The organism is Hydrogenophaga sp. (assembly GCF_022844385.1).
Lineage (GTDB): Bacteria > Pseudomonadota > Gammaproteobacteria > Burkholderiales > Burkholderiaceae_C > Hydrogenophaga.
Map to the genome: position 1 here is coordinate 8,951 of NZ_JALHLX010000080.1, position 6,961 is coordinate 15,911.

Sequence of the window (6,961 nt, forward strand, 5' to 3'; positions counted from 1 at the left end):
CGGCATCGACGCCACCGCCACCGAAGGTATGCGCGAGCCGTACGGCCTGCCCATGCGCCTCACCGTGCACCACCCCAAGGTCAACGTGCCGGTGCTGTGGTGGCGCAGCGTCGGCTCGATCCACACCGCCTTCGTCATGGAGACGCTGCTCGACGACATCGCACGCGCCACAAAACAGGACCCGGTGCTGCACCGCGTGCACTGCAACCTGGCCATCAACCCCAAGAGCGTGGAAACGCAGGTGCAGGGCGCGGCCGTCATGGGCCTGTCGATGTGCCTGCCGGGCTCGGCCATCACGCTGAAAGACGGCGTGGTCGAGCAGAGCAACTTCGGTGACTTCACCATGGCGCGCATCACCGACATGCCCGAGATCAACGTGCACGTGGTGCCCAGCGCCGACCCGCCCACCGGCATCGGCGAGCCCGGCCTGCCGCCGCTCGCGCCCGCGTTCGCCAACGCCATCGCGCAACTCACCGGCAAGCCGCTGCGCGAGCTGCCGTTCAAGCTCGCCTGAGGCCAGTGTGGAAGACCTCGACACGCGCAGGGCTGCGCACTCGGTCAGCCCCAGGTTCGGGTCAGCAGCTCGTCCAGCGCATCCGCAATGACCTGCCCTTCCTGCTCCAGTGAGCCAACCGTCTCGCCCAATTGATCCAGCGCCACCGAGACCATGTCCAGTGGATGCAAAACCACAGGAACACCGTCAATGACGAAAACCGGGTTCATTCGGGCTCCCACAGTGGGCGTGTCTCGCGGCAGCAGGGACTGACGCACGAGCGGGACAACAACACGCCTTCGATAGCGGTCAAACTGGGCGGACTGCACCACCACGACAAAGGGAATCGAATCGCGCAAGGCTCCCTTGTTGCGATGGACATCGAACTGCGCCATCACAAAGTGGAGTGCTCGTCTGCAAACGACCCCACCGCTTCGTGCACCGCATTCCAGTCAGCCGCACAGACGTCGACCTTTCGTTGACGGTTGCGTTGCGCGTTCTGCTGGTTTTCGACGAACTCCGCCAGCAACGACTCCATGGTTGCTGACAGGTTGTTGGTGTAGGTTTTGGCCTGCGCCACCAGGGCCTCGTTCATCGTGAGATTGACGGGACGCTTGCGGGTCGAAGCTCCACGGGCTTGCATGCTGGACACTCCAAATGAACGAATGCGCATATTGTGCGCATACTGCATGCAGGGCGTCAAACGGCTGTGCCGCTGGGCACGTTCAAGCCACATCCAGCATTGCCATCACAAAGTCAGGTCGTATTCGATCGTGATCGGCGCGTGGTCGCTGAACTTCACATCCTTGTAGATGTGTTCCGTGAGCGCCAGCGCCGCCAGGGCCGGCGTGGCCAGGTGGTAGTCGAGCCGCCAACCCACGTTGTTCGCGTAGGCCTGGCCGCGGTTGCTCCACCATGTGTAGCAGGTGTCGGTGGTGTCGGGTTGCAGACGGCGGTACACGTCGACCAGACCGCCGTCGGTGAGCAACGTGGTCATCCAGGCGCGCTCTTCGGGCAGGAAACCGCTGTTTTTCTGGTTGCTGCGCCAGTTCTTCAGGTCGGCCTGCTGGTGGGCGATGTTCACGTCGCCACACAAGATGAATTCGCGCTCGCCCTTGAGCGCCATCAGGTGCGGGTGGAACGCCGCCAGAAAACGGTACTTGGCCTCTTGCCGCTCGGGGCCTGAAGAGCCGCTGGGAAAGTAGGCGCTGATCAGCGAGAGCTTGCGCCCCGGTGTGTCGAAACGCAGTTCGGTGTAGCGGCCCTCGGCGTCGAACTCTTCGCACCGGAAGCCGGTGATGACGTCGCTGGGCTCGTGGCGGGTGTACACGCCCACGCCCGAGTAGCCCTTTTTCTGCGCAAAGTGGAAGTGGCCGCGCAGACCGGCGAGGTGCTCAAAACGGCCGGCCACGTCCAGCTCCTGTGCCTTCACCTCCTGCACACAAATACAATCCGGCTGGTGCGCGGCGAGCCAGGTCTCCAGGCCTTTGGTGGTGGCGGAACGGATGCCGTTGAGGTTGAGGCTGGTCAGTTTGAACAAGGAAACCCCCATGGTGTTGGATACAGGCGCGACCCATGCGGGCGCCCCGGACGCTGCGCTCGCGCAGGAATTCGTGCAGTTTTGTGTGGACGCCGGCGTGCTGCGCTTCGGCGAATTCAAGACCAAGGCGGGGCGCCTCTCGCCCTACTTCTTCAACGCCGGGCTGTTCGATGATGGCGCCAAGCTCGCGCGGCTCGCGCAATTCTATGCAAAGGCCCTCATCGCCAGCGGCGTCGAGTTCGACATGATCTTCGGACCGGCCTACAAGGGCATTCCGCTGGGCGCGGCGCTCGCCATCGAGCTCTCGCGCCTGGGCCTCAACGTGCCTTTTGCCTACAACCGCAAGGAAGCCAAGGACCACGGCGAAGGCGGCACCCTGGTGGGCGCGCCGCTGCAGGGCCGGGTGCTGATCGTGGACGACGTGATGTCCGCCGGCACCGCCGCGCGCGAGTCCATCGCCCTGATCCGCGCCGCCGGGGCCATCCCGCACGCCGTGACCATCGCGCTGGACCGGCAGGAGAAGGCCACCGAGGTCGGCCCGGACGGCTCGGTTCGAGACGTGGATCACAGTGCGGTGCAATATGTTCAGCGCGAGCTCGGCTTGCAAGTTTGTGCAATTGCCACCCTGGCGGATTTGCTGCAGTATCTGAGCGTTCACACCGGGGGGGAGCTTGATGCGCACCGCCAGCGGGTGCAGGCCTACCGCCTGCGCTACGGTGTGAACTGACACCCCCCACCATGAAACTCACCCGCCCGTTGACCCCTCTCCTGCCGAGCGCCCTGCAGCTGGGTGCCTGCGTGCTGATGGCGGGCGCACTTTGGGGAGCCGCAGCGAGCGCACAGGCCCAGGGCATCTACACCTGCGTCGACGCCAAAGGGCGGCGCATCACCTCCGACCGCCCGATCGTGGAATGCCTGGACCGCGAGCAGCACAAACTGGGCAACACCGGCATCGTGCGCCAGGTGGTTCCGCCCAGCTACACCGCCGACGAGCGCGCCAGGCTGGAAAACAAACAACGTGCTGAAAACGAGATCAAGGCCCGCGCCGCCGAAGAAAAGCGCCGCGAGCGTGCCCTGCTGATCCGCTACCCCAACCAGGCGGTGCACGACAAGGAGCGTGCCGAAGCCTTGTCACAGATCGACGATGTGATCGCGGCCGTGAACAAGCGCGAAGCGGCGCTGGTGCAGCAGCGCAAAGAGGTGGACGCGGAAATGGAGTTCTACCAGTCCGACCCGAGCAAGGCGCCGTTCTGGCTGCGCCGCAAGCTCGAAGACAGCGAGAAGCAGATGGTGGTGCAGAAGCGTTTTCTGGAAGAGCAGGCCCAGGAAAAGCTGCGCATCAACCAGCGCTTCGACGAAGAGCTGGGCAAGCTGCGCCAGCTCTGGTCACCCTCTGCAGCGGCCAGCAACGCCGCCACGATCAAGCGCTGAAGCCCGCCGCCTGCGGGCGGGCACCCCTCACGCGTTCACTCACTGAAGTTTCTGGCGCAGCACGTCGTTGACCTGCTGCGGGTTGGCCTTGCCCTTGCTGGCTTTCATGACCTGACCGACCAGCGCATTGAAGGCCTTTTCCTTGCCGGCGCGGAACTGGGCCACGTTGTCGGCATTGGCGGCCATCACCTCGTCGATGATCTTTTCCAGCGCGCCGGTGTCGTTCATCTGCTTGAGGCCTTTGGCTTCGATGACGGCATCGACATCGCTGCCTTCGCCAGTCCACAAGGCGTCGAAGACCTGCCTGGCCGCGTTGTTGGAAATCGTGCCGTCGGCAATGCGCGCGATCAACGCGGCCAGTTGCGCGGCACTCACCGGCACCGCAGCCATGTCGCCTTCGTCGGCGTTGAGCCGGCGGGAAACCTCGCCCATGATCCAGTTGCTCACCAGCTTCGCCTGGCCACTGGCCTTCGCTGCTGTCTCGAAGTAGGCCGCCATGGCCGGACTCTGCGTCAGCGTGGTGGCGTCGTACTCGGGCAGGCCGTAGTCGCGCACCAGGCGCTCGGCCATCTGGCGCGGCAGCTCGGGCATGCCGGCGCGCACCTGTTCCACCCATTCGCGCGCAATCACCAGCGGCGGCAGATCGGGGTCGGGAAAGTAACGGTAGTCGGCCGCGTCTTCCTTGGTGCGCATGGCGCGCGTCTCGCCGGTGTCGGGGTCGAACAGCACCGTGGCCTGCTGGATGGTGCGGCCGTCTTCGATCTCCTCGATCTGCCAGCGCACTTCATAGTCGATGGCCTGCTGCATGAACTTGAACGAGTTCAGGTTCTTGATCTCGCGGCGCGTGCCCAGCTCGGCGCCGGGTTTGCGCACCGACACGTTGGCGTCGCAGCGGAACGAGCCTTCCTGCATGTTGCCGTCGCAGATGCCGATCCAGGTCACGATCTTGTGCAGCTCTTTGGCGTAGGCCACGGCCTCGGCGCTGGATCGCATGTCGGGCTCGGTCACGATCTCCAGCAGCGGGGTGCCAGCGCGGTTGAGGTCGATGCCGCTTTGCCCAATGAAGTCTTCATGCAGGCTCTTGCCCGCGTCTTCTTCGAGGTGCGCGCGCACCAGACGCACGGTCTTCTTCTCATCGCCGAGGAAGAACGACACCTCGCCGCCCTGCACCACCGGGATCTCGAACTGGCTGATCTGGTAGCCCTTGGGCAGGTCGGGGTAGAAATAGTTCTTGCGCGCGAACACGCTGTGTTCGGCGATGTGTGAACCCAGCGCCAGCCCCAGGCGGATGGCCAGCTCCACCGCGCCCTGGTTCATCACCGGCAGCGTGCCCGGCAAAGCGAGGTCTACCGCGCAGGCCTGCGTGTTGGGCTCGGCGCCGAACGCAATGGGTGCGCGACTGAAGATCTTGGATTGCGTGGCGAGCTGCGCATGGGTCTCGAAGCCGATCACGACCTCGTAGCCTTGAACCAGAAGGGATTTGCTTGTGTTGCTCATGATCAGAATCCCGAGGGCGAACGCGTGTGCCAGTCGGTCGCTTGCTGGAAGGCGTGCGCAGCGTGCAGCAGTTCGCCCTCCTTGAAGTAGTTGCCCACGAGCTGCAGGCCCACCGGCATGCCGCCGGCGCCAAAGCCCGCCGGCACGCTCATGCCGGGCAGGCCGGCCAGGCTGGTGGACAGGGTGTAGATGTCGGCGAGGTAGTTGGCCATCGGGTCGTCGCTCTTCTCGCCGATCTTCCAGGCCACGGTGGGCGCCACCGGGCCGGCAATCACATCGCAGCGCTCGAAGGCGGATTGAAAGTCTTGCGCGATCAGGCGTCGGATCTGCTGGGCCTTGAGGTAGTAGGCGTCGTAGTAGCCATGGCTCAGCACGTAGGTGCCGATCATGATGCGGCGCTGCACCTCGGGGCCAAAGGCCTCGCTGCGCGACTTCTTGTACATGTCGAGCAGGTCGTCGTATTTCGCGGCGCGGTGGCCGAACTTCACGCCGTCAAAACGGCTCAGGTTGCTCGACGCTTCGGCGGGCGCAATGATGTAGTAGACCGGGATCGAGAGTTCGGTGCGGGGCAGCGAGATGTCGACCAGCGTGGCGCCCAGCTTTTCGTACTCGGCGAGCGCCGCGCGCACGGCGGACAGCACATCGGGTGCACATCCCGCGCCGAAAAATTCGGCTGGCAAACCGATGCGCAAGCCCTTGAGCGGCTGAGCCGCGGAAGCACCTTCACGCGGACGGTTGAGTGCCGCGCTGTAGTCCTCGGCCGGGTGGTCCAGGCTGGTGGAGTCGCGGTCGATGTCGGGACCAGCCATCGCGGTCAGCAAGGCCGCACAGTCGGCGGCGCTGCGCGCCATGGGTCCGGCCTGGTCGAGGCTGGAGGCGAACGCCACCATGCCGTAACGGGAGCAACGGCCATAGGTGGGCTTGATGCCGGTGATGCCGGTGAAACTGGCGGGCTGGCGGATCGAGCCGCCGGTGTCGGTGCCGGTTGCGGCTGGCAGCAGGCGCGCAGCCACGGCAGCCGCCGAGCCGCCCGAAGAGCCGCCGGGCACGCGCGAGGTGTCCCAGGGGTTGTGCACTGGCCCGAAAGCCGAGTTGTCATTGCCCGAGCCCATGGCGAACTCGTCGCAATTGAGCTTGCCCAGCGACACGGCGCCCTGTGCGGCCAGGCGCTGCACCACGGTGGCGTCGAACGGGCTCTGGTAACCCGCCAACATCTTCGATCCGGCGGTGGTGGGAAAGTCTTTCGTGACGAAAATGTCCTTGTGCGCCAGCGGCACGCCCAGCAGCGGCGTGCGCTCGCCTGCGGCAATGCGCTCGTCCGCAGCACTGGCCTGGGCCAGTGTGGCTTCTTCGTTGAACGCGAGGTAGGCGCCCAAAGAAGCAAATTGTTTGGCGCGGGCCAGCAGGTGCTGCACGGCTTCGACGCTGGTGGTCTGCTTCTGTGCGATGGCGGTGGCGAGCTCCAGCACGCCCATGTCGTGGATGGACTTCATTCAATCACCTTGGGCACAAGAAACAGGCCGCGTTCGACAGCAGGGGCACTCTTCTGGTTGGCTTCGCGGTTGTTGGGTTCACTCGCCACGTCGGGGCGCAGGCGCAGCGAGACGTGGTCGATCACGGCGGTGGGGTGGGCCAGCGGCTCCACGCCGGTGGTGTCGACCGCGTTCATCTGCTCCACGGTGTCGAAGAAACCGTTGAGCTGGGTCAGCATGCGTTCGCTCTGCGGCGCGGTGAGCTCCAGGCGTGCCAGGTTGGCGATGCGGCCGATGTCGGACAGGGTCAGTGACATGTCGTGGTGGTTCCGGAAGGGTGGATCTGCAGCGCCCCGTGAGCCGCCAAAGCTGCTGAAACGCGGTGTAAATGCAAGAAATGGGGCTGAGTTGCGTGCAGTTGTGCACAGGGGATACGGTATTATCCAAGGTTTAACGGCAGACCCCGTGCCGCCACGGTTTTTGCCTTGGAATCAAACACTTAGAACCGATGTCCGGCCTACCTTCTGG

Annotated in this window: 9 protein-coding genes; 3 read left to right on the top strand and 6 right to left on the bottom strand. The window is 64.8% G+C overall.

The genetic code is table 11. The annotated features are described in order from the left end of the window. Positions 1 to 514, top strand: a 514-nt coding sequence (locus Q0C59_RS13235; protein ID WP_291216278.1) for a molybdopterin cofactor-binding domain-containing protein, incomplete at its 5' end; no start/stop codon positions are given. A 44-nt stretch (positions 515 to 558) separates the two neighbouring features. Here the strand turns inward: Q0C59_RS13235 and Q0C59_RS13240 are convergent. From Q0C59_RS13240 to Q0C59_RS13250, 3 genes are read right to left on the bottom strand one after another with little or no spacing between them, the layout of a single operon-like run. After that, positions 559 to 888 (bottom strand): CcdB family protein, encoded by a 330-nt coding sequence (locus tag Q0C59_RS13240; RefSeq protein WP_291216279.1) that lies wholly within the window; start codon positions 886 to 888, stop codon positions 559 to 561. After that, positions 888 to 1,229: a type II toxin-antitoxin system CcdA family antitoxin gene (locus Q0C59_RS13245; protein ID WP_366518868.1), complete on the bottom strand. Its 342-nt coding sequence runs from the start codon at positions 1,227 to 1,229 to the stop codon at positions 888 to 890. Before Q0C59_RS13245 ends, Q0C59_RS13240 begins: the two co-directional genes overlap by 1 nt. A 12-nt stretch (positions 1,230 to 1,241) precedes the next feature. Then, positions 1,242 to 2,033: an exodeoxyribonuclease III gene (locus Q0C59_RS13250; protein ID WP_291216281.1), complete on the bottom strand. Its 792-nt coding sequence runs from the start codon at positions 2,031 to 2,033 to the stop codon at positions 1,242 to 1,244. A gap of 10 nt (positions 2,034 to 2,043) precedes the next feature. Here Q0C59_RS13250 and pyrE point away from each other — a divergent pair, with 10 nt between their 5' ends. Both pyrE and Q0C59_RS13260 read left to right on the top strand, forming a co-directional pair. Further along, the gene (gene pyrE / locus Q0C59_RS13255; protein ID WP_291216282.1) at positions 2,044 to 2,760 is read left to right on the top strand and encodes an orotate phosphoribosyltransferase; all 717 of its coding nucleotides are present in this window, start codon (positions 2,044 to 2,046) and stop codon (positions 2,758 to 2,760) included. A gap of 11 nt (positions 2,761 to 2,771) precedes the next feature. Then, complete coding sequence (locus tag Q0C59_RS13260; RefSeq protein ID WP_366518869.1) at positions 2,772 to 3,464, top strand: DUF4124 domain-containing protein; 693 nt, start codon at positions 2,772 to 2,774, stop codon at positions 3,462 to 3,464. 39 nt (positions 3,465 to 3,503) lie between these two features. Here Q0C59_RS13260 and gatB read toward each other — a convergent pair whose 3' ends face one another. Genes gatB through gatC form a run of 3 tightly spaced genes read right to left on the bottom strand, consistent with a single transcriptional unit; the run spans position 3,504 to position 6,750 of the window. Continuing rightward, positions 3,504 to 4,961, bottom strand: coding sequence for an Asp-tRNA(Asn)/Glu-tRNA(Gln) amidotransferase subunit GatB (gene gatB, locus Q0C59_RS13265; RefSeq protein WP_291216284.1), 1,458 nt, complete (start codon positions 4,959 to 4,961; stop codon positions 3,504 to 3,506). Positions 4,962 to 4,963: 2 nt separating this feature from the next. Continuing rightward, positions 4,964 to 6,454 carry an Asp-tRNA(Asn)/Glu-tRNA(Gln) amidotransferase subunit GatA gene (gene gatA / locus Q0C59_RS13270; protein ID WP_291216285.1) on the bottom strand — a complete coding sequence of 497 codons (1,491 nt, stop codon included), beginning with the start codon at positions 6,452 to 6,454 and terminating at the stop codon, positions 4,964 to 4,966. Continuing rightward, complete coding sequence (gene gatC / locus Q0C59_RS13275; protein ID WP_291216286.1) at positions 6,451 to 6,750, bottom strand: Asp-tRNA(Asn)/Glu-tRNA(Gln) amidotransferase subunit GatC; 300 nt, start codon at positions 6,748 to 6,750, stop codon at positions 6,451 to 6,453. The genes gatA and gatC overlap by 4 nt, the downstream gene beginning before the upstream one ends. Positions 6,751 to 6,961: the final 211 nt, after the last annotated feature.